We start from the raw sequence: 22,124 nt of genomic DNA, 5'->3' as shown, positions 1-22,124 counted from the left end.
TCATCCTCGCAGCTTTGCCTTGCATGTTTGCTCCAACGCAGCGACCGCTTCGCGTACGCAGCGGTCCGCGTCGTCGTCAGTAAGCGTGCGTGAAGCGTCCTGTAAAATCAAGCCCATAGCGAGGCTTTTTCGGCCGGCGTCGACCCCCTTGCCGCTGTAGCGGTCGAACAGCCGCAATTCCTGCAGCCACGGGCCGAGACTGCCGCGAACGGCCTGCTCAATCTGTGACCAGTTGACCCCTTCCGGCAGATCCATCGCGATGTCCCGCCGCACCGCCGGGAATCGGGGCACCGGGCGCGCCAGCGGCAGGCGGCGCGCCAACAGCGGCTCCAGCGTCAGCTCCAGCACATGCACGTCGGCACCAAGATCCAGCGTCCTGGCCAATTGCGGATGCACCGCACCGAGATAACCCACGGTTTCGCCATCGCGGACGACGCGCGCCCCGCGCCCCGGATGCAACCAGGCCGGTAGGCCATCGGCATGCACCGACCAGCGCTGCGGCTCGCCGCCCCAGGCGATCAGCGCATCCAGGTCACCCTTGAGATCGTGGAAATCCAGCTGGCGGGACGGCTCGCCCCATTGCTCGGCGCGCGCGTCGCCACAGGCAACGACCGCGACGCTCGGCGTTTCGACCGGTGGATCGCCCGCCGCAAATACTCGCGCCAGCTCGAACATCCTCACCCGTTCCTGCTGGCGGGCACGGTTGTGACGCAAGGCCTCGATCAGACCCGGCAGCAGCGAAGGACGCATGATGGCCAGATCGGCGGACAACGGATTGGCCAGCGGTACCAGCCGTTCGGTGAAACCCCAGCGCGCCAGCAACTCGGCGGACAAGAACGACAGGTTCACCGCCTCGTGGTAGCCGCGTGCGGCCAGTTGCTCGCGCAACGCCAGCTCGTTGATGCGCGCCTCCGGCTCGATGGCCAGCGCCAGCGCGCCGGCCGGCGAATGCGTGGGAATGTTGTCGTAACCGAAGATGCGCGCGACTTCCTCGATCAGGTCTTCCTCGCGCTCGATGTCGAAACGACTGCTCGGCGCGGTGATCTGCCAACCGTCGGCGATCACTTCCACCCGCATGCCCAGCGCAGTGAAGATGCGCGCCACTTCCGCATCGGCAACGTCCGCCCCCAGCACGCGCTTGAGACGCGCGCGACGCAGCGTCACGGCGGCCGGCCTCGGCAGATCCGCGACGTGTTCCGCAACCAGCACCGGACCGGCGTGGCCGCCGGCAATCGCCAGCACCAGTTCGGTAGCGCGCTCCAGCGCGCGGCGCGGCAGTTCCGGATCGACGCCGCGCTCGAAGCGGTGCGAGGCATCGGTGTGCAGGCCCAGCTTGCGCGCGCGTCCCATGATCGCCGACGGCGCGAAATGCGCCGACTCCAGGAAAATATTGCGGGTGGCGTCGGTGACGCGCGAGTCGAAGCCGCCCATCACGCCGGCCACGGCGAGTGGCTTGTGCTCGTCGGCAATCAGCACGAAGCCCTCGTCCAGCTTTGCCGTGCTGCCGTCCAGCAGCTTCAACGTCTCGCCCGCGCGCGCATGGCGCACCACGATGTCGCCTTGCAACGTGTCGTTGTCGAACGCATGCAGCGGCTGACCCAGCTCCAGCATGACGTAGTTGGCGATGTCGACCATCGCGCTGATCGGGCGCAGGCCGGAACGACGCAGCCGCTCGGCCAGCCACAGCGGGGTCCGCGCAGCCGGGTCGATACCTTCGACGACGCGACCGAGGTAACGCGGCGCGTCCTTGCCGGCTTCCAGCCGGATGCCGCGGCATGCTTCGCTGGTTACCGCTGCAGCGACCTGTGCCGGCACTTTGACCGCACTGCCGAACAGCGCCGCGACGTCATGCGCGAGACCGACCAGGCCCAGGCAATCGGGACGGTTCGGGGTGAGCTTCAGCTCGATGCTTGCATCGGGCAGCCCCATATAGTCGGCCAGCGACAGGCCCACCAGCGCATCGGGCGGCAGTTCGAGCAAGCCGGAAGCATCGGTGTCGATGCCCAGCTCCTTGGCCGAGCACAGCATGCCGAACGACTCGACGCCACGCAGTTTCGCCGCCTTGATCGACATGCCGCCGGGCAGGAGCCCAAGTGCCCCGGAGGCCATGGATGGCCGGGAGGGGCCACCAGGCAGGCTCGCACCCACCATGGCCAGCGGCACCTTGATGCCGACGCGCGCATTCGGTGCGCCGCAGACGATCTGCAGCAGCCCGGCTTGCCCCGCGTCGACCATGCACACTTGGAGACGATCGGCTTCGGGATGCTTTTCGGCGGCGACTATCTCGGCCACCACCACGCCGGCAAGGCCTTCGCCCAGCGCAGTGAGCTCTTCAACTTCCAGTCCGGCCATGGTCAACGCATGGGCCAGTGCGGCACGGTCGGCCTTGATCTCGACCAGTTCGCGCAGCCAGTTCTCTGAAAATTTCATCGGTCTCGTTCCTGCCTTCGGTTACGCGAACTGCTTCAAGAAGCGCAGATCGTTCTCGAAGAACGCGCGCAGGTCGGAGACGCCGTAACGCAGCATCGCGAAACGCTCCACGCCCAGACCGAAGGCGAAGCCGCTGTAGCGCTCCGGATCGATGCCGCAGTTCTCGAGCACGTTCGGATGCACCATGCCGCAGCCGAGTACCTCCAACCAGCGAGTGGAGCCGTCCTCTGCGTCCCAGCGGATGTCCACCTCGGCCGAGGGCTCGGTGAACGGGAAATAGCTGGGGCGAAAGCGCATCTCGAAATCGCGCTCGAAGAAGGCACGGATGAATTCGGCCAGCGTGCCTTTCAGGTCGGCCATGCTGGAGGTCTCGTCGACCAGCAGGCCCTCGATCTGGTGGAACATCGGCGAATGGGTCTGGTCCGAATCGCTGCGGTAGACCTTGCCCGGCGCGATGATGCGTATCGGCGGCTGCCGTCCTTTCATGGCGCGAATCTGCACCGGCGACGTATGCGTACGCAGCAGGCGCCCGTCGCCGAAATAGAAGGTGTCGTGCATCGCACGCGCAGGATGGTGCGGCGGGAAATTCAGCGCCTCGAAGTTGTGCCAGTCGTCCTCGATCTCCGGGCCGTCGGCACGCTGGTAACCGAGCCGCGCGAAGATCGCGGAGATACGCTCGAGCGCACGCGTGATCGGATGAATGCCTCCGCGCTCGCCGTCGCGACCAGGCAGGGTGACGTCGAGCCGCTCGGAGGCGAGGCGGCTATCCATCTCGGCCTGCTCCAGCACCTGCTTGCGCGCCGCCAGCGCATCGGCGAGACGGTCCTTGACCCGGTTCACCTCGGCGCCACGCGCCTTGCGTTCGTCCGGCGCCAGCGCGCCGAGCGCCTTCAGCGCCGCGGTGACGATGCCGCTCTTGCCCAGCAGGCCGACGCGCAACGCGTCAAGCGCTTCCAGCGTGTCGGCCTTGTCGATATCAGTCAGCGCCTGCGCGGCGCGGCTGTCCAGGTCATCCATCGATGCGATTCCGGTTTGTTCCAGGGGAATCGGGAATCGGGAATCGGGAATCGGAACAGCGGCGCTCACACGCGTTGCCATTCCCCATTCCCCATTCTCCATTCCCCACCAACAAAAACGGGGAGAAGGCTGTGGCCTTCTCCCCGCTTGCTCCACATCATAGCGTGCTGACGCAGCAGCGCCCGACGATCAAGCGGCCAGACTGGCCTTCGCTTTCTCGGCGATCACTTCAAACGCCTTGATGTCGTGCACGGCGATGTCTGCCAGCACCTTGCGGTCGACCGTGATGCCGGCCTTGCTCAGGCCATTGATCAGGCGGCTGTAGGACAGACCGAACATGCGAGCCGCGGCGTTGATACGGACGATCCACAGCGCACGGAACTGACGCTTGCGCTGCTTGCGGCCGATATAAGCGTACTGACCAGCCTTGATAACGGCCTGGTTGGCAACGCGGAAGACCTTGCGGCGGGCGTTGTAATAGCCCTTGGCACGACCGATAACTTTCTTGTGACGACGACGGGCGGTAACGCCACGCTTTACACGAGCCATGGTTTATCTCCTCGCCTTACAAGTACGGCAGCATGCGCGCTACACCGGGGGTGTCGCACGCTTTGAGGTGGTTCTTGGCACGCAGGCCACGCTTCATCTTGGTCGACTTCTTGGTCAGAATGTGCGACTTGAATGCGTGGCCGCACTTGATCTTGCCCGACGCGGTCTTGCGAAAACGCTTCGCCGCCGCCCGGTTGGTCTTGATCTTGGGCATGGAATGCTCCTTGTATGGGGCCCGCCAGCACGGCGGCCCCGGTTTCTGACTGATCTGGCGGCAACCCCGGGGGGTCACGCTTTCCGTCCTGCCACGATCGGTGCACGACCCATCCTGCGGGTCGAACCGATGATTATACGGAGTTCACCACCCGGATACCAGTAGGAGCGCACCCTGTGCGCGATTGCTCCGAGACCAAAACACAGGGACATCGCGCACAGGGTGCGCTCCTGCCGGGAGCAACCGGCGCCTGCGGCGCCGTGGTGCCTATTTCTTCTTGGGGCCGATCATCATGACCATTTGGCGCCCTTCCAGCCGGGGAAACGACTCGATCTGGCCGTTCTCGCCGACGTCCTCCTGGATCTTCTTGGCCAGGTTCTGACCAAGGTCCTGATGCGACATCTCGCGACCGCGGAAACGGATGGTGACCTTGACCTTGTCGCCCTCTTCCAGGAAGCGAAGCATGTTGCGCAGCTTGATCTGGTAGTCGCCCACGTCCGTGACCGGACGGAATTTCACTTCCTTGATCTCGACCTGCTTCTGCTTCTTCTTGGCGGCTTGCGCCTTCTTCTGGGCTTCGAACTTGAACTTGCCGTAATCCATGATGCGGCAGACCGGCGGATCGCCGTTCGGCTGAATCTCGACCAGGTCCATGCCGGCTTCCTGGGCCAGTGCCAGTGCCTCGTCACGGGTCAGGATGCCGAGCTGTTCCGCCTCGGCGCCAATCACACGAACCCGCGGAACGCGGATTTCCAGGTTACGACGGTTGCCCTTGTTGTCGGTGGTAGCGATACCACGATCCTCCAGAAGAAGTAATGAAACTGACCGCTCGGCGCTCAGCGCCGGGTTTCGGTCACCAGTCGCTCAACGAAATCGGCCAACGGCATGCTGCCCAGATCCTCGCCCGAGCGGGTACGCACGGAAACCGCACCGGTCTCTTTCTCGCGATCGCCGACCACAAGCAGATAAGGCACTTTCTGCATCGTATGCTCGCGGATTTTATAGCCGACTTTCTCGTTGCGCAAATCCGATTGTACCCGGAAACCTTTGTCGACAAGGGTTTGCGTCACCTGGGCGACGTAATCGGCCTGAGCGTCGGTGATATTGAGCACCACCGCCTGTATCGGAGCCAGCCACGCCGGCAGCAGACCGGCATGATGCTCGATCAGAATGCCGATGAAACGCTCCATCGAGCCCACGATCGCCCGGTGCAGCATCACCGGATGCTGTTTATGCGAGTGCTCGTCCACGTACTCGGCGTCGAGGCGCTCGGGCATCATGAAGTCGACCTGCATGGTACCGACCTGCCAGGCACGGCCGATCGAATCCTTGAGGTGGTACTCGATCTTGGGCGCGTAGAACGCGCCCTCGCCCGGCAACTCCTCCCACTCCACGCCGGCCGCACGCAATGCGCGGCGCAGCATTTCCTCGGTGCGGTCCCAGAACTCGTCCGAGCCGATGCGCTTGTCCGGCCGCAGCGCCAGCTTGATCGCCAGATCCGTGAAGCCGAAGTCGGCATAGACCTTCATCGCCTGCAGATGGAATGCCGTGACTTCGGCCTCGACCTGCTCGGGCGTGCAGAAAATGTGGCCGTCGTCCTGGGTGAACGCACGTACGCGCATAATGCCGTGCAGCGCACCGGACGGTTCGTTGCGGTGGCAGCCGCCGAATTCGCCGTAGCGTATCGGCAGCTCGCGGTAGCTGTGCAGGCCGGTGTTGAACACCTGCACGTGACCGGGACAGTTCATAGGCTTCAGCGCGTAGGTGTGCTTCTCCGACTCGGTGAAGAACATGTTCTCGGCGTAGTTGTCCCAATGCCCGGACTTCTTCCACAGCGACACATCCAGCACCATCGGACAGCGCACTTCCTGATAACCGCTCTTGCGGTACACGCCACGCATGTATTGCTCGACCTGCTGCCAGATCGCCCAGCCGTTCGGGTGCCAGAACACCATGCCCGGACTCTCTTCCTGCTGATGGAACAGGTCGAGCTGCTTGCCGATCTTGCGATGGTCGCGCTTCTCGGCCTCTTCGAGCTGGTACAGGTAGGCCTTCAGGTCCTTGTCGTTGAGCCACGCCGTACCGTAGATGCGGCTCAGCATGGCGTTGTCGGAATCGCCACGCCAATAGGCGCCCGCCACTTTCATCAGCTTGAACGCACGCAGCTTGCCGGTGTTGGGCACATGCGGACCTCGGCACAGATCGGTGAACTCGCCCTGCGAATACAGCGACAGCGGCTCGTCGGACGGAATCGACTCGATGATTTCGGCCTTGTAGTTCTCGCCTATGCCGCGGAAGAACGCCACGGCCTCATCGCGCGATTTCACGCTGCGCGTCACCGGCAGTTGTTCGGCGACGATCTTCTCCATCTCCGCCTCGATCTTGGGCAGATCATCCGGCGTGAACGGCCGCTCGTAGGCGAAGTCGTAATAGAAACCGTTGTCGATCACCGGGCCGATCGTGACCTGGGCGCCTGGATACAGGCGCTGCACGGCCTGACCCATCAGATGCGCGGTGGAGTGGCGCAGGATTTCCAGCGCCTCCGGGCTCTTGTCGGTGACGATCTGCAGGCTGGCATTGTGCGCGATCGAAAAACCGGCATCGACCAGCTTGCCGTCGACCTTGCCGGCCAGGGTCGCCTTGGCCAGACCGGCGCCAATCGAGGCGGCCACGTCCTGCACGGTAACGGGATGATCGAACGGCCGCTTGCTGCCGTCGGGTAGCGTGATTTCAATCATGGGAACCATTCTCTGAAAAGCAAAAAAGGGCATCCGCCCTTCTTCGAAAAATACCAAGGCGTGGTGGGATCAGCAGTGGAGGACGGTAGTTGCCATGTCGCACGCTCGGCCGGCGCGGAGCGCGAGCCACCTGGGTCTTGTGGATGATGTCGAAACGCTAGTTTAGCCCAGATCGGCTGTCAATCCTCGCCAATACAGCCGTGCGGGCAAGTCGTCAGCGAAATGAAACCCGCTGCGAAACATTCACGGCGTGGCATCGCGACTTCAGAATGGCTTGGCAATCACCAGAAAGACCACCGCAAGCAGCAACAGCACCGGCAGTTCATTGATCCAACGCAAGGCCCGCGACGACGGCAACGTACCGCCAGCGGCCTTGCGCTTGAGCAGACGGCCGCACCAGATGAAATACGCGAGCAGCACGGCGACCAGGGTGAGCTTGGCGTCGATCCAGTGCATGCCTGCGGCCACGTTCGGCAACGTTGCGGGAAACACCCGCCAGCCCTGCCACAGCACCAGCCCGAATACGAACGCGATGCCGAACATGTTGTGGCCGAATTTGTACAACCGCCGTCCCATCAATTGCAGCCGCGCTTGTACCGCGGGCTCGTTCGCCGTCTCGGCCATATTCACCAGGATCCGCGGCAGATAGAACACCGTGGCCATCCAGGCGATGACGAACACCAGATGCAAGGATTTGATCAACAGATAAGTCATGGCGACCACACGCGGCCGCTGCGGCACGCAGCAGTTCCATGATAACCCGCTCCCGGCGGTTCGCACGACGCTGCGACGTTCAGTCCTTCACGACACCCATGCGCTCCAGCAGCGCCCCGAGCAGGCGCTCCTGGAGTGCCGCGTCGAGCGGCGCATCGTGGCGATCGGTCAGCTGGAAGAAATCCTCCACGCGCTCGCCGAACGTCGCGATGCGCGCGTCATGCACACGTACCCCTGCGTGCAACATGATCTGTGCCACCGCAGCCAGCAGGCCGGGGCGATCCGTGCCGACCAGGGCCAGCTGGGTACGATCGCCGGCGGCATGGAAACTGATCTTCGGCGTCATCTGGAAATGCTTCTGATGACGCGACATGCCGCGCTTGCTCGGCTGCACGCCGGCGGACTGCGTCAGCGCACGTTGCAGTCGCTGCTGCAGCTCTTCCGCGCGCCCCGCGCCGACCGGCTGCTGGCTGTCCGCGTCCAGCAGCAGGAACGTATCGAAAGCCATGCCGGTCGACGAGCTGAGGATGCGCGCCTCCATCACCGAAAAGCGCAAACGATCCAGCACCGCCGTGACGGTGGCGAACAAGCCATCCCGATCAGGCGTGTAGACGAACAGCTCGGTACTGCCGCGTACCGACAATGGGTGCACCACAACTAATGGCACCGCACCGTTCGCACGCAGGATCGCACTGGTCTGCCAGGCGATCTGCTCGGGCCGGTGGCGCAGGAAACTGAGCTGCGGGAACTCGGCCCAGAGTCGCACCACATCGGCCTCCGCGTAGCCTTCGTTCATCAGCAGGGCCAGCGCGTATTCGGAGCACTCATGCACGCGCACGCCGATATCGCGCGGCAGCTCCACGTCGCTGCGCAACGCGTAGCGGGTGGCGACACAAAGATCGGACAGCAGCCGATCCTTCCAGCCATTCCACAGCCGCGGACTGGTGCCGATGATGTCGGCGATGGTCAACAGGTACAGCTGGCCGAGCCGCTCGCGCTCACCGACCACTTCGGCGAACCGATGCACCACGTCGGGGTCGGTGATGTCCTGACGCTGCGCGGTGGTGCTCATCAGCAGATGCCAGCGCACCAGCCAGGCGACCCGCTCGACGTCGCCCGGCGGCAAGCCCAACCGCGCGCAGAATATGCGCGCATCCTGCTCGCCCAGCATCGAGTGATCGCCACCACGGCCTTTCGCGATGTCATGGAACAGCGCCGCCAGCAGCAGCACCTCGGGCTTGGGCAGACTGGCCCAGACTTCGCAGCCCAGCGGGAATTCGCGCTGCGCCGCCGGGTCGGCAAAGCGCGCCATGTTGCGCAGTACGCGCAAGGTGTGTTCGTCGACCGTGTAGACATGGAACAGGTCGTATTGCATGCGCCCGAACACCTTGCCGAACGCGGGCAGGATCGCCGCCAGCAGGCCGTGCCGGTTCATTCGCCACAACGCCTCGACCGCGGGCGCCCCGCGGCGCAGCAGCCGCAGGAAGGCTGCCAGCACAGCATCGTCATCCGCCAGCGCGTCGCCGTGTACGGCCGTGGCCTGATGGATACGCCGCATCGTCTCGGCACTGAAGCCGACTACGCCCGGTTGATCCAGCCGTGTGATGAAGATCTCCACCAGCGCGGCCGGCCGCCGCATGAACAGCTGCGGATCGCGCGCCGCCAGGCGCGAGCCGTAGCGCAGGAACTCGGTCCCGACCGGCCGGGCCTCGCCCGGCGCCTCCAGCATTTCCACGAAGCGCTCGGCCACCTGCACGCCGAGCCGCTCGACCTGACTGGCCGCGCGGTAATAACCCTGCATGAATTGCTCGACGCCGAGGTTTTTCTCGTGCTCGTCCTCGAAACCCAGGCGGGCGGCCAACGCCCGCTGATAGTCGAACAGCAGCCGCTCCTCGGGCCGGCCGGCCTCCAGATGCAGCGCGTAGCGATAACGCCGCAAGGTGGCTTCGGACTGCTCCAGCGCGGCCAGCTCGGCCGGATCGAGCAGCCCTTCGGCCACCATGCCGGGCAGATCGTCCACATGCGCCAGGCGCCGCGCCATCCAGCGCAGCGAATCGAGCGTGCGCAGACCGCCGGGGCCGTCTTTGAGGTTGGGTTCGAGGTTGTAGGCCGTGTCGTCGTAGCGGGCGTGCCGGGCATCGCGTTCGGCCAGCCGTGCGGCCAGGTATTTCTGCGGCGGCCATAACTCGGGATCATCGACAATCGCACGCAGGCGGGCATCGAACGCCGGATCGCCCGCGAGCCGCCGCGCATCCAGCAAGCTGGTGAACACGCTGGCGTCCTGCGCCGCCAGCGCCCGGCATTGCGCCGGATCGCGCACGGCATGGCCGACCTTCAGGCCGATGTCCCACAAGGTGGCAAAGAACTGTTCCAGCGCGCGCAGCCGCGTCGGCTCGGGTGCCTTCACCAGCGCCAGCAGGTCCACATCGGAATAAGGAAACAGCAGGCCGCGACCAAAGCCGCCGACGGCGAACAGCGTCGTCTCGACGACTTCGCCCAGGCAGGCGGTCCATACATGCGCCACCACCCGCTCGACCGACTCGCCGCGCCGCCGAGCCAACGCGCTGGCATCGACGCCATCGCGAAATGCGGTGGCCAGCGCGCGGTCGACATCGCCCAGCAATTGCCGCAAGGCACGGCGCGCCTCAGTGGAAACACCCGAACGCGGCACCGCCACAGGCAGGCGCGGCAGCGGCGGCAAGGTGACAGAGTGGGTCGACGACATGACTGAGCGACTCTCCGAACACGCCGGTAGGAGCCCGCTGGCGGGCGATGCTTTTGCTTTGAATCTCCCCTACCCAACCATTTTAAAGCAAGAGCATCGCCCGCCAGCGGGCTCCTACCGGCAAGAGAAAGGGGCGGCTTATCCTCGCACGATCAGGCATCCGGCCACGCCGTGAGTATCTCGTAGCCGTCGTCGGTCACCGCGATGGTGTGCTCCCACTGCGCCGACAACGAATGGTCTTTGGTCACCACGGTCCAGCCATCGGGCAATTGCTTGGTCTGCGGCTTGCCGGCATTGATCATCGGCTCGATGGTGAAAGTCATGCCCTTCTTCAGCTCGACGCCGGTACCGGGCTTGCCGTAGTGCAGCACCTGCGGTTCGTCGTGATAAACCTTGCCGATGCCATGGCCGCAGTACTCGCGCACGACGCTGAAACCGGCCGCCTCGGCGTGCTGCTGGATGGCATGGCCGACATCGCCCAGGGTAGCGCCGGGGCGAACCGCCTGGATGCCGCGCATCATCGCCTCGAACGTGGTGTCCACCAGCCGCCTGGCCAGCACCGACGGGGTGCCGGCGATGTACATGCGGCTGGTGTCGCCGTGCCAGCCGTCCTTGATCACGGTGACGTCCAGATTGACGATGTCGCCGTCCTTCAGCACCTTGCCCTCGTTCGGAATGCCATGGCAGATCACATGGTTGACCGAGGTGCACAGCGTCTTGGGAAACCCGTGGTAGCCGATGTTCGCCGGGATCGCCTTCTGCACATTGACGATGTGCTCGTAGGCGCGCCGGTCCAGCTCTTCAGTGGTGACGCCGGGTTTGACGTATTCCTTGAGCATGGCCAGCACTTCGGCCGCCAGCTTGCCGGCGACGCGCATGCCTTCGAGGTCTTCGGGGGATTTCAGGGTAATGGCCATGGATTCCACTTCATATGGCGGCAGAGGCCCGGCGGTTCAACGCAGAATCCACCGGCAACTTGCCGCGCCGCCGGCGCACCGGCTATAATTTCGGAGTTTTGCTGATCTGACCTACCCGTTTTGACGGACGGCCAGCGCAAAGCGAACCGGGATTGTAACCCTCAGCGGTACAACACCCAAACCAACGCCACACACGCATCGGCACCGCCTTCGGGGTGCTGCGGCACGCCCACCAGGAGAATCGGGCGAGTCGCGGTCGAAGCCGGGGATGCGTGGAGGTCCCAACCCCCAGGCCTTTCAAGGCCCATGCAAGGAGTTACACCCATGGCACAAGTCACCATGCGTCAGATGCTCGAAGCCGGCGTCCATTTCGGTCACCAGACCCGTTACTGGAACCCCAAGATGGCCCCGTACATCTTCGGTGCGCGCGGCAAGATCCACATCATCAATCTCGAAAAGACCCTGCCGCTGTTCACCGACGCGATGAATTTCCTGTCGGCGCTGGCGCAGAAGCGCGGCACCGTGCTGTTCGTCGGCACCAAGCGTTCGGCCCGTGAGCCGCTGGCCGAAGAGGCCGCACGTGCCGGCATGCCGTTCGTCACCTCGCGCTGGCTCGGCGGCATGCTGACCAACTTCCGCACCGTCAAGCAGTCTGTGTCGCGGCTGAAGGAGCTGGAAGCGGCCGAGACCGACGGCAGCTTCGAGAAGCTGGTCAAGCACGAAGTGCTGGCCCGTCGCCGTGAGCGCGACAAGCTGCAGGCCTCGCTGGGCGGCATCAAGGAAATGAACCGCCTGCCCGATGCGCTGTTCGTGATCGACATCGGCCACGAAGACATCGCCGTACAGGAAGCCAAGAAGCTCGGCATCCCGGTGATCGCCGTGGTCGACACCAACTACAACCCGGAACTGGTCGACTACGCCATCCCGGGCAACGACGACGCGATCCGCGCGATCCAGCTGTACGCCCGCGCCGCCGCCGACTCGATCCTCGAAGGCAAGGCTGCCGCGCCGGCCGCCGCCCAGGGCGACGCGAACGATTTCGTCGAACTGGACGAGGAAGGCAACCCGGTCGCCAAGATCGACCGCAAGCCGGCCCCGCGCCGCGACGCCGCTCCGCGCAAGAGCGCCCCGCGCCGCGAAGGCAGCCGTGATGGTGGCCGCGGTCCGCGCAACGACGGCGCGCCCGCCGCCAAGTAAGCGTCACGGCGGCGTTCGCCCGCCGCCGCATCCGCAAGCGATAACCGCGTGGCGGCGCTCGGGCGCCGCCACGCAACCAAAGCATTAGAGGACTACCGATGAGCAATATTTCCGCCCAACTGGTCAAGGAACTGCGTGAGCGGTCCGGCGCCGGCATGATGGAATGCAAGAAGGCGCTGGTCGAGAACAACGGCGACATCGACGCTGCGATGGAATGGCTGCGCAAGTCCGGCCTGGCCAAGGCCGACAAGAAGGCCAGCCGCATCGCCGCCGAGGGCCGCATCGTCGTCGCCCAGAAAATCGGCAAGGCCGTGCTGGTCGAGATCAACTGCGAGACCGATTTCGTCGGCAAAGACGCCAGCTTCCTGAAGTTCAGCGACACCGTCGCCGACGTCGCGCTGAACTCCGGAGCGACCGACATCGACGCGCTGAAGGCCGCCGCTTATCCGGGCGCCAGCAACGTCGAGGAAGCCGCCAAAACCCTGATCGCCACCATCGGCGAGAAGATCGACGTGCGTCGCCTGGCCGTCGTCGAGACCGACGGCGTGATCGGCAGCTATGTCCACGGCGGCCGCATCGGCGTGCTGGTAGCGCTCAAGGGTGGCTCCGAGGATCTGGCCAAGGGCATCGCGATGCATGTCGCCGCGATGAACCCGGCGCATATCCGCGCCGAAGACGTACCCGCCGAATTCCTGGCCAAGGAAAAAGAGATCGCGCTGAGCTTGATGTCCGACAAGGAAAAGGCCAAGCCAGCCGAGATTCTGGAGAAGATCATCGCCGGCAAGATCCACAAGATCGTGTCCGAAGTCACCCTGCTCGGCCAGCCATACGTGATCGACACCAACATGACCGTGGCCGACGCACTGAAGAAGGAAGGCGCCGACGTCGTCTCGGTCGCTCGCCTGGCGGTCGGCGAAGGCATCGAGAAGGTGGAAGAGGATTTCGCCGCCGAAGTGATGAAGCAGGCTGGCCTGAGGCAATAGTCATTTCTGACTGGCAGACCGGCCTTCAGTGGCCGGACTCTTCAAAAAAGCCATGCTTCGAGAAAGCCGCGGGAAACCGCGGCTTTTTCTGTGGTAGGAGCCCGCTCGCGGGCGATGCCGTCGCTTTGATGTCTGGTTTGGTAGGGAAATTCAGAGCGACAGCATCGCCCGCTAGCGGGCTCCTACACCCGATGGGGAGCCGGCGTAAACAAAGTTTCCGCCGATGGCACGAATGACTCCCTGCCGCTTGCGGCAGACGGTACAATGCGTCTGTTTTGCCCCACACAATCCGGAGAACCCATGAGCGACCAGCCCAAGTACCATCGCATCCTGCTGAAGCTCTCCGGTGAGGCACTGATGGGCGACGCCGACTACGGCATCGACCCGAAGGTGATCGGCCGGCTGGCCGACGAGATCATCGAGGTGCAGCGCACCGGCGTGCAGATCGGCATCGTGATCGGCGGCGGCAACATCTTTCGGGGCGCCGGCCTGGCCGCTGCCGGCATGGATCGGGTCACCGGCGATCACATGGGCATGCTGGCCACCGTGATGAACGCGCTGGCGATGCAGGACGCCATCGAGAAGCGCGGCGGCTTTGCGCGCGTGACCAGCGCCATCCAGATCCACGACGTGGCCGAGGATTACATCCGCCGCCGCGCCATCCGGCATATCGAGAAGGGCCGCATCGTGCTGTTTGCCGCCGGCACCGGCAACCCGTTCTTCACCACCGACTCGGCCGCCGCGCTGCGCGCGGTGGAAATCGGCGCCGACCTGTTGCTGAAGGCGACCAAGGTCGACGGCGTGTACACCGCCGACCCGGCCAAGGATCATGGCGCCACCCGCTACGACCGGCTTGGCTATGACGACGTGATCGAGCGCAAGCTGGCCGTGATGGACACCGCCGCGATCGCGTTGTGCCGCGACCACCAGATGCCGCTGCGCATCTACGACATGACCGTGCCGGGCAATCTGATGCGGATCATGCAAGGCGAGCCGATCGGCACCATGGTCGATGGCGGCTGAACCGGCCCGCGCCGAGACGCGCCAGGACGGGACTTCGCCGCTGCTATAATCGAACGTTACAGATTTAACGGGAAACGCCACATGCTCAATGACATCAAGAACGATGCCCAGACCCGCATGGGCAAGAGCATCGACTCGCTCAAGCACGACCTCACCCGTATTCGCACCGGCCGCGCCAGCACCGCCCTGGTGGACCACATCAAGGTGTCCTACTACGGCGCCGACATGCCGCTGACCCAGGTCGCCTCGGTGTCGCTGTCCGACGCGCGAACGATCATCATCACGCCGTGGGAAAAGACCATGGTGGCGCCGATCGAGAAGGCGCTGATGGCCTCCGACATCGGCATCACGCCGACCACCGCCGGCACCGTGATCCGCCTGAACATGCCCGCGCTCACCGAAGAGCGCCGCAGGGAACTGGCCAAGCACGTCGGCCATGAGGGCGAGAACGCCAAGATCGCGATCCGCAATGTGCGCCGCGACGCCCTGCAGCAGGTCAAGGACCTGCTCAAGGAAAAGCTCATCACCGAGGACGACGAAAGCCGCGTCGACGACGATATCCAGAAGCTTACCGACCGTGCCGTCAAGGACGTCGATGCCGTGGTCAAGGCCAAGGAAGAGGAGCTGATGGCGCTTTGACGATGAAAGCGTCGGGAGCCCTCGCTGCATACCCCTCCGCGCGACCCATCGCGGCGAACCTGCACGGCTCATTCGCCCTCTCTCCCCGGCAGGGAGGGAGCCGGAGCGAAGGAACAACCGGTGCCGGATCGCATGACCGTCAAGTCTGAAACCACCCAGATACCGCGCCACATCGCCATCGTGATGGATGGCAACGGCCGCTGGGCCAGGGCCCGTCACCGTCCGCGCAGCTTCGGCCACAACGCCGGCCGCAAGGCGGTGCGAGCGACCATCGAATCCTGCCTGCGCGAAGGTATCCAGGCGCTGACCTTGTTCGCGTTTTCCAGCGAAAACTGGCAGCGCCCGCAGGACGAAGTAGGCGCCTTGATGACTCTGTTCGTTCGCGCGCTGGACAAGGAAGTGGACGAACTGCACGGCCACGGCGTGCGACTGCGCTTCATCGGCGATCTCGGCGCGTTCGACGAACCTTTGCTCCAGCGCATGCAGGCCGCGATGGCCCGCACCGCTGGCAACGGCAAGCTGCAAGTGAACATCGCGGTGAGCTACGGCGGCCGCTGGGACATCGTGCAGGCCGCCCGCCAGGCCGCCGCGGCCGTGGCGCGCGGCGAACTGCGCATCGACGAGATCGACGAGGCCAAGCTGGGCGAATGGATGAGCCTGGCCGAACTGCCACCGCTGGACCTGTTCATCCGCACCGGCGGCGAATGCCGCATCAGCAATTTCCTGTTGTGGCAGGCCGCGTACGCCGAGCTGTACTTTACCGACACCTTGTGGCCCGATTTCGACCAGGCTTGCCTGCGCCAGGCCATCGAAGACTATGCCCGCCGCGAGCGCCGTTACGGCCGCACCGGCGAGCAGGTCGCCACTGCTTCCTGAGGATTGCCATGCTGCTTCAGCGCACCATCACCGCCCTGGTGCTCGCACCGCTGGTGATCCTGATCATCCTGTTGTCGTCGGACGCCGTGTTCGCGGTCATCGTCTCGGCGGCATTCCTGGCAGCCTTGTGGGAATGGAGCCAGCTCAGCGGACTGAAGAGCCAGCCATGGCGCGTCGGCCTGCTGCTGCTGGCAGCATGCGTATTCGCCTGGCTGTGGTGGGCGCGTGCCACCGCGCTGACGCCGCTGTTGCTGGCGGCAGGCGTGGGCTGGTGGCTGCTGGCCTGCCTGTGGCTGCGCCATTTCGCCTTCGCCGCCGCGCCTACCCGCGAGAATCTGGCACTGAAACTGCTGGCTGGAGCATTCGTGATCGTCCCGGCCTGGGTCGCGCTGATCAGCATCCACGCCCGGCCGAACGGCCACTGGTGGACCCTCCTCGCGCTGGTGATCGTGTGGGCGTCCGACATCGGCGCGTATTTCAGCGGCCTCACGTTCGGCAAGCGCAAGCTGGCACCGCAGATCAGCCCCGGCAAGACCTGGGCCGGCGCGTATGGCGCGATGGTGGCTGGCGTGCTGGTCGCGTTGATCGGCAGTCGGCTGCTCGATGTGCGCGGTGCGTCGCTGGTTGCCGTCGCCTTGCTGGCGGCCGTCACGGTGGCCGTGTCGATCGTCGGCGACCTGATCGAGAGTCTGATGAAACGGCATGCCCAGGTGAAGGATTCGGGCAGCATTTTCCCCGGCCATGGCGGCCTGATGGACAGGCTGGACAGCGTGTTTGCCGCGTTGCCGGTGTTTGCCGCCGGCCTGCTGTTGCTGGACATCTGAGATGCGGGCAGCTGAGATGAACAACGTCGCCGTTCTCGGCGCCACCGGCTCGATCGGCGGCAGCACGCTCGATGTCATCGCGCGCCATCCGGATCGCTTTCGCGCCACCGTGCTGACCGCGTACAGCCAGGTCGAGGCGCTGGCCGCCTTGTGTGTACGGCATCGGCCGCAGCTGGCCGTGATCGCCGACCCGAGCCTCGGGGCTGAACTGTCGCGCCGGCTGACCAACGCCGGCGTGCGCTGCGAGGTGGCCAGCGGCCACGCCGCGCTGGCCGCAGCCGCGGCCAGCAGCCTGTGCGACACCGTGGTGGCGGCGATCGTCGGTGCCGCCGGGCTGGAATCCACCCTTGCGGCCGCGCGCGCGGGCAAGCGCCTGCTGCTGGCCAACAAGGAGTCCATCGTGATGGCCGGCCCGCTGCTGCTGGACGCCGTTGCCGCCGGCGGCGGCGCGCTGATCCCGATCGACTCCGAGCACAACGCCATCTTCCAGTGCCTGCCCGGCGGACGGCCGGACTTGCGCAAGAGCGGCGTACGCCGACTGATCCTGACCGCTTCCGGCGGTCCGTTCCGCGGCCGCACGCGGGCACAGTTGAGCAGCATCACGCCTGAGCAGGCCTGCAAGCACCCGAACTGGGTGATGGGCCGCAAGATCTCGGTCGATTCGGCCACTTTGATGAACAAGGGCCTGGAAGTCATCGAGGCGCATCATCTGTTCGGTGCCCCGGCCGAGTCGATCGAGGTCGTGGTGCATCCGCAAAGCCTGATCCATTCGATGGTCGAGTACGACGACAGCTCGGTACTGGCTCAGCTCGGCAATCCGGACATGCGCACCGCCATCGCCCATGCGCTGGCGTGGCCGGAGCGGGTCGAGGCCGGTGTGCCGCCGCTGAATCTGGCCGCCTGCGCCCCGCTGCAGTTCGAGCCGCCGGACCTGGCTACCTTCCGCTGTCTGGCACTGGCGTTTCAGGCATTGCACGCCGGCGGCGACGCCCCAGCCGTGCTGAACGCCGCCAACGAGGTCGCGGTGGAGGCGTTCCTGGCCGGCGCGTTGCCGTTCCTGTCGATCGCCGACGTGGTGGAAACGGTACTTGCGGAACTGCCGGCGCAAGCCGTGGTCGATGTTCAGACCTTGCGTGAACGAGACCGTGCCGCCCGTGAAGCGGCCCGTCGCGTTCTGCGCAATGCTTGCTGATATTCTTGCTCCGATGACTTTTCCGTACGGTACTTGATGACTCCCTTCTTCGGCTCGGCGTTCTGGTTGCTGGTCACGCTCGGCGTGCTGGTCACTTTTCATGAATTCGGCCACTACTGGGTCGCACGCCGCTGTGGCGTCAAGGTACTGCGTTTCTCGATCGGTTTCGGCGGCGCGATCTGGAAGCGCGTGGGCCGCGACGGTACCGAGTACCAGATTGCCGCGATCCCGCTGGGCGGCTACGTCAAGATGCTGGACGCGCGCGAGGGCGAGGTCGATCCCGCCTTGCGCGACCAGGAGTTCACTGGCAAGTCGGTGTGGAAGCGCATCGCCATCGTCGCCGCCGGCCCGGGCTTCAACCTGATCTTCACCGTTGCCGCGTTCTGGCTGATGTTCATGCTCGGGCGGCCGGACGTGGCGCCCGTCGTCACCGCTGCACCGCAGAGCATCGCCGCCGAGGCCGGCATCCGGGCCGGTGATCGCATCCTCAGCATTGATGGTCGGACGGTGAGCACGTACACCGATGCGATGGACGTGGTGGTCAATGCGCTGCTCGGGCGAGCGCCGTTGCCGCTCACCGTACGCGGCAACGACGGGCGCACGCGGCAAATGGTGCTGCCGCTGGATCAGTTGCCTGCCGGCCAGCCCGTCGATCAATACCTGAAAAAACTCGGCCTGGATCTGGCGCCCTCGCCGGCCATCGCGGCAACTGTCCTTGCGGGCAAACCGGCCGCGCTTGCCGGCATGCAGGGCGGCGACCGCATCATGGCGGTCAATGGCCAACCGGTCGCCGACTACCCGGCTTTCCAGAAGCTGGTACCCGCCGAAGCCGCCAAATCGCCACAGCTGAAGCTAGCCATCGAACGCAACGGCAAGCCGATGCTGCTGACCGTCGATGCGCGCCGGGAATCCCTGGAAGGCCAGCCGGTCAACTGGATAATCGGCGTCAACGGGCCGAGGCCCGAACTGGTGACCTTGCGCTACAGTCCGGTGAAGGCGTTCGGCGCCTCGTTGCAGGCCACCTGGCGCAATACCGCGCAGACCTTCAACCTGATCGGAAAGATGGTCAGCGGACAGGCTTCCACCAACAACCTGTCCGGCGTCATCGGCATTGCCGCGGTGGCCAATCAATCCGCGCACATGGGGCTGTCCTGGTTCCTCAATTTCCTGGCGTTGATGTCGCTGAGCCTGGCGATTCTCAACCTGCTGCCGATCCCGGTCCTGGATGGCGGGCACCTGCTGTATTATCTTGTGGAGTTGATCAAGGGCAGCCCGGTCAGCGAGCAGACGATGATCGTCGGCCAGTACATCGGCCTGGCGTTGTTGTTCACTCTGATGGGGCTGGCGTTCTACAACGATATCCACCGCATGCTGCTGTCGTGACACCCATGACCGGTGACCGCAGCATGTCGACGACACGCCAGCCTGCGCCAGCCGCGGTACGGCGCGGCGGCGTGTCAAGCGATGCATTCCTCCGGTGGAATGCGGACTCTCTTTCGAGGCAGGGCTCGTCCCTGCCTCATGCGTTGATCGGGGTGGCCGCGCTGGCCGCTCCATCGAAATAACCCAACGGAACCGACGATGAAGCGTATCGCCGCGCTGATCCTGCTTGCCTCCCTCTCCGCCAATGCGTTTGCCTTCGACCCGTTCGTGGTGTCGGACATACGCATCGACGGCCTCAGCCGCATCTCCGCAGGTACCGTCTACAACTACCTGCCGGTGAACAAGGGCGACCGGCTGACCAGCGACGAGGCCCAGCGGGCGATTCGTGCGCTGTACCAGACGAAGTTCTTCAGCGATGTGGAATTCGACCGCGAAGGCGACATCCTGGTGATCAAGGTGGTCGAAAGGCCGTCGATCGCCAAGTTGACCCTGCGCGGCAACAAGGACATCAAGACCGAAGACCTCAAGAAAGGCTTGAAGGAAATCGGCCTCAGCGAGGGCGAGACCTTCGACCGGCTGGCACTGGACAACGTGCAGCAGGAGCTGATCCGGCAGTATTACAACCGCGGCAAATACAACGTGTCGGTGATTCCGCACGTGACCCGGCTGGACCGCAACCGCGTTGCCGTCGAAATCGAGATCCGCGAGGGCAAGGCGGCCAAGATCAAGGAACTGAACATCACCGGCAACCACGCGTTCACCGACAGGCAGATACGCGACGGTTTCGAATCCAATACCAGCAACTGGATGTCGTGGTATTCGAAGGACGACCAGTACTCGCGCGAAAAACTTTCCGGCGACCTGGAAAAACTGCAGTCGTACTACATGGACCGCGGCTACGCCGATTTCGGTGTCGATTCCACGCAGGTGGCGATCGCCCCGGACAAGCGGGCGATGTACATCGACGCGAGCATCAAGGAAGGCGAAATCTACAAGGTTGCCGACGTCAAGCTGCTCGGCGAACTGATCCTGCCCGAAAAAACCATGCGCCAGCTGGTCTTCATCAAGGCAGGCGACACCTTCAACCGCGGCGCCATCGAGGCAAGCTCGAAGGCGATCAAGGCCGTCCTCGCCAATATCGGCTATGCCTATGCCAAGGTCACCCCCATCCCGAAGCTGGACAAGGAAAAACGCACCGTCGACCTGACTTTGTACGTCGAACCGGGCCAGCGCGTGTATGTGCGCCGCGTGGTGTTCGCGGGCAATACGCGCACCGAAGACAACGTGCTGCGCCGCGAGATGCGCCAGCTCGAAGGCTCCTGGTATTCGCAGGCAGCGATCGACCGCTCCAAGATCCGACTGCAGAGGCTCGGTTACTTCAAGAAGGTCGACATCGACAAGAAGCTGGTCCCGGGCACGCAGGACCAGGTCGACGTCAGCGTCAAGGTCGAGGAGCAGTCCGCGGGCAGCATGCAGTTCGGCGTGGGCTACTCGCAGTACTCCGGCATCATCCTGAACGCCTCGGTGTCGCAGAACAACCTGTTCGGCACCGGCGACAGCTTCTCCGTCAGCGGCCAGCGCAGCACCTATCAGACCAGTTTCGGCGTCAATTACTACAACCCGTATCTGACCGATAACGGCATCGGCATCGGCTACAACGCCGCCTACTCGAAGACCGACTACGGCAATACCGATTTCGCGAACTACTCCACCAGCGCCAAGAGCTTCTCCAGCTTTCTCGGCATTCCGATCACCGAGACCGACGGCTTACGCGTAGGCATGGGCGTCAGCACCAACAAGATCAACCTGATCCAGGGCTACAGCCCGGCCGTGCTGATCGATTACCAGAACGAGATCGGCAACAAGACCGTCCATTCGTGGACCGGCACCCTGGGCTGGAATCACGATACCCGCAACGGCTACTGGGCACCGACCCGCGGCGGCCTGATCTCGGCCTCCACCGACGTCGCCCTGCCCGGCTCGACCGTGCAGTACTGGAAGCTGACCACCGAGCTCAACCACTACTGGCCGATCGGCAAAGGCTTCGTGCTGTATCTGGATGGCCAGGTCGGCTACGGCAAGACTTACGGCAGCAACGGCATCAGCGATACGGCTTTCGAGGCATTGAAAGCCAGCAGCGCCGCGCAGGATCCCACGCACGTTCTGACGGACATGCGCCAGGATTTCCCGTTCTGGCAGAACTTCTATTCCGGCGGCGTACGCGACGTGCGCGGCTTCCAGGACAACACGCTGGGTCCGCGCATCTGCATCGACGGCAGCACGCCGGACAAAACCGGCAATTGCAGCGGAGGCTATTACGCACAACCGGTCGGCGGCGCATTCAAGGTGCTCGGCACCGCCGAGTTGTACATACCGATACCGGGCCTGAAGGACGTCAACACCGCGCGCGTATCGTGGTTCGTGGATGTCGGCAACGCCTACAAGGATTACAAGAATTTCAGCGCCAGCACCTTGCGCGCGTCCACCGGCGTATCGCTGCACTGGCAGGCCCCGATCGGCCCGCTGATCATCAGTTTTGCCATGCCCTTCCGCACACAGGCCGACGACGGCCACTACGAGGAGCGGATCCAGTTCACGTTCGGCAGCCAGTTCTGACCTGCCCCAGTCTGACCTGATCCGGAAATCGGCAACCCCGGAAAGCGCGGCCATGCCGCGCTTTCTTCTGCCATGCCGGGGCGTCAC

The 22,124-nt window shown here is 64.6% G+C and carries 18 protein-coding genes; 9 read left to right on the top strand and 9 right to left on the bottom strand.

The features are described 5' to 3' along the window. The 9 genes from pheT to map form a co-directional block, all read right to left on the bottom strand. Positions 1-2,430, bottom strand: coding sequence for a phenylalanine--tRNA ligase subunit beta (gene pheT / locus ACFPPB_RS04790; RefSeq protein ID WP_377324889.1), 2,430 nt, complete (start codon positions 2,428-2,430; stop codon positions 1-3). Positions 2,431-2,451: 21 nt separating this feature from the next. Further along, entirely contained in the window at positions 2,452-3,447 is a 996-nt protein-coding gene (gene pheS, locus ACFPPB_RS04785; protein ID WP_377324887.1) for a phenylalanine--tRNA ligase subunit alpha, read from the bottom strand. Between the two features lie 189 nt (positions 3,448-3,636). Then, the gene (gene rplT / locus ACFPPB_RS04780) at positions 3,637-3,996 is read right to left on the bottom strand and encodes a 50S ribosomal protein L20 (RefSeq protein WP_072757645.1); all 360 of its coding nucleotides are present in this window, start codon (positions 3,994-3,996) and stop codon (positions 3,637-3,639) included. Between the two features lie 16 nt (positions 3,997-4,012). After that, a complete protein-coding gene (gene rpmI / locus ACFPPB_RS04775; RefSeq protein ID WP_072757646.1) occupies positions 4,013-4,210 on the bottom strand; it encodes a 50S ribosomal protein L35 in 198 nt (65 codons plus the stop codon). Between the two features lie 267 nt (positions 4,211-4,477). Then, complete coding sequence (infC, locus tag ACFPPB_RS04770) at positions 4,478-5,002, bottom strand: translation initiation factor IF-3 (RefSeq protein WP_072757647.1); 525 nt, start codon at positions 5,000-5,002, stop codon at positions 4,478-4,480. Positions 5,003-5,046: 44 nt separating this feature from the next. After that, positions 5,047-6,948, bottom strand: coding sequence for a threonine--tRNA ligase (gene thrS, locus ACFPPB_RS04765; protein WP_377324885.1), 1,902 nt, complete (start codon positions 6,946-6,948; stop codon positions 5,047-5,049). A gap of 264 nt (positions 6,949-7,212) precedes the next feature. Beyond that, positions 7,213-7,662, bottom strand: coding sequence for a CopD family protein (locus tag ACFPPB_RS04760; protein ID WP_377324883.1), 450 nt, complete (start codon positions 7,660-7,662; stop codon positions 7,213-7,215). Between the two features lie 79 nt (positions 7,663-7,741). Next, positions 7,742-10,387, bottom strand: coding sequence for a [protein-PII] uridylyltransferase (glnD, locus tag ACFPPB_RS04755; protein WP_377324881.1), 2,646 nt, complete (start codon positions 10,385-10,387; stop codon positions 7,742-7,744). Positions 10,388-10,539: 152 nt separating this feature from the next. Then, positions 10,540-11,304: a type I methionyl aminopeptidase gene (map, locus tag ACFPPB_RS04750; protein ID WP_377324879.1), complete on the bottom strand. Its 765-nt coding sequence runs from the start codon at positions 11,302-11,304 to the stop codon at positions 10,540-10,542. A 324-nt stretch (positions 11,305-11,628) separates the two neighbouring features. On the opposite strand from map, the gene rpsB reads away from it, so the two are divergent. From rpsB to bamA, 9 genes are all read left to right on the top strand, one after another. Beyond that, entirely contained in the window at positions 11,629-12,501 is an 873-nt protein-coding gene (gene rpsB / locus ACFPPB_RS04745) for a 30S ribosomal protein S2 (protein WP_377324877.1), read from the top strand. 98 nt (positions 12,502-12,599) lie between these two features. Further along, complete coding sequence (tsf, locus tag ACFPPB_RS04740; RefSeq protein WP_377324875.1) at positions 12,600-13,484, top strand: translation elongation factor Ts; 885 nt, start codon at positions 12,600-12,602, stop codon at positions 13,482-13,484. Between the two features lie 300 nt (positions 13,485-13,784). Continuing rightward, positions 13,785-14,507, top strand: coding sequence for a UMP kinase (pyrH, locus tag ACFPPB_RS04735; protein ID WP_377324873.1), 723 nt, complete (start codon positions 13,785-13,787; stop codon positions 14,505-14,507). 81 nt (positions 14,508-14,588) lie between these two features. Next, the gene (gene frr, locus ACFPPB_RS04730) at positions 14,589-15,146 is read left to right on the top strand and encodes a ribosome recycling factor (RefSeq protein ID WP_377324871.1); all 558 of its coding nucleotides are present in this window, start codon (positions 14,589-14,591) and stop codon (positions 15,144-15,146) included. 132 nt (positions 15,147-15,278) lie between these two features. Beyond that, a complete protein-coding gene (uppS, locus tag ACFPPB_RS04725; RefSeq protein WP_377324869.1) occupies positions 15,279-16,022 on the top strand; it encodes a polyprenyl diphosphate synthase in 744 nt (247 codons plus the stop codon). 8 nt (positions 16,023-16,030) lie between these two features. Beyond that, complete coding sequence (locus ACFPPB_RS04720) at positions 16,031-16,846, top strand: phosphatidate cytidylyltransferase (protein WP_377324867.1); 816 nt, start codon at positions 16,031-16,033, stop codon at positions 16,844-16,846. Positions 16,847-16,862: 16 nt separating this feature from the next. Continuing rightward, positions 16,863-18,038: a 1-deoxy-D-xylulose-5-phosphate reductoisomerase gene (locus ACFPPB_RS04715; RefSeq protein WP_377324865.1), complete on the top strand. Its 1,176-nt coding sequence runs from the start codon at positions 16,863-16,865 to the stop codon at positions 18,036-18,038. Between the two features lie 36 nt (positions 18,039-18,074). Next, the gene (gene rseP / locus ACFPPB_RS04710) at positions 18,075-19,421 is read left to right on the top strand and encodes an RIP metalloprotease RseP (protein WP_377324863.1); all 1,347 of its coding nucleotides are present in this window, start codon (positions 18,075-18,077) and stop codon (positions 19,419-19,421) included. Positions 19,422-19,619: 198 nt separating this feature from the next. Beyond that, a complete protein-coding gene (gene bamA, locus ACFPPB_RS04705) occupies positions 19,620-22,037 on the top strand; it encodes an outer membrane protein assembly factor BamA (protein ID WP_377324861.1) in 2,418 nt (805 codons plus the stop codon). Positions 22,038-22,124 lie beyond the last annotated feature (87 nt).

This window comes from Rhodanobacter terrae, from assembly GCF_042657005.1.
GTDB lineage: Bacteria > Pseudomonadota > Gammaproteobacteria > Xanthomonadales > Rhodanobacteraceae > Rhodanobacter > Rhodanobacter terrae.
The sequence above is the reverse complement of the archived record's forward strand: the minus strand, read 5'-3'. Positions and strand labels throughout refer to the sequence as shown.

Coding starts and splice junctions, on each gene's coding strand:
- rpsB (WP_377324877.1), top strand. CDS start 11,629: ATGGCACAAGTCACCATGCGTCAGATGCTCGAAGCCGGCGTCCATTTC.
- thrS (WP_377324885.1), bottom strand. CDS start 6,948: ATGATTGAAATCACGCTACCCGACGGCAGCAAGCGGCCGTTCGATCAT.
- pheT (WP_377324889.1), bottom strand. CDS start 2,430: ATGAAATTTTCAGAGAACTGGCTGCGCGAACTGGTCGAGATCAAGGCC.
- ACFPPB_RS04715 (WP_377324865.1), top strand. CDS start 16,863: ATGAACAACGTCGCCGTTCTCGGCGCCACCGGCTCGATCGGCGGCAGC.
- ACFPPB_RS04720 (WP_377324867.1), top strand. CDS start 16,031: ATGCTGCTTCAGCGCACCATCACCGCCCTGGTGCTCGCACCGCTGGTG.
- map (WP_377324879.1), bottom strand. CDS start 11,304: ATGGCCATTACCCTGAAATCCCCCGAAGACCTCGAAGGCATGCGCGTC.
- rseP (WP_377324863.1), top strand. CDS start 18,075: ATGACTCCCTTCTTCGGCTCGGCGTTCTGGTTGCTGGTCACGCTCGGC.
- rpmI (WP_072757646.1), bottom strand. CDS start 4,210: ATGCCCAAGATCAAGACCAACCGGGCGGCGGCGAAGCGTTTTCGCAAG.
- bamA (WP_377324861.1), top strand. CDS start 19,620: ATGAAGCGTATCGCCGCGCTGATCCTGCTTGCCTCCCTCTCCGCCAAT.
- tsf (WP_377324875.1), top strand. CDS start 12,600: ATGAGCAATATTTCCGCCCAACTGGTCAAGGAACTGCGTGAGCGGTCC.
- pyrH (WP_377324873.1), top strand. CDS start 13,785: ATGAGCGACCAGCCCAAGTACCATCGCATCCTGCTGAAGCTCTCCGGT.
- uppS (WP_377324869.1), top strand. CDS start 15,279: ATGACCGTCAAGTCTGAAACCACCCAGATACCGCGCCACATCGCCATC.
- ACFPPB_RS04760 (WP_377324883.1), bottom strand. CDS start 7,662: ATGACTTATCTGTTGATCAAATCCTTGCATCTGGTGTTCGTCATCGCC.
- frr (WP_377324871.1), top strand. CDS start 14,589: ATGCTCAATGACATCAAGAACGATGCCCAGACCCGCATGGGCAAGAGC.
- pheS (WP_377324887.1), bottom strand. CDS start 3,447: ATGGATGACCTGGACAGCCGCGCCGCGCAGGCGCTGACTGATATCGAC.
- rplT (WP_072757645.1), bottom strand. CDS start 3,996: ATGGCTCGTGTAAAGCGTGGCGTTACCGCCCGTCGTCGTCACAAGAAA.
- glnD (WP_377324881.1), bottom strand. CDS start 10,387: ATGTCGTCGACCCACTCTGTCACCTTGCCGCCGCTGCCGCGCCTGCCT.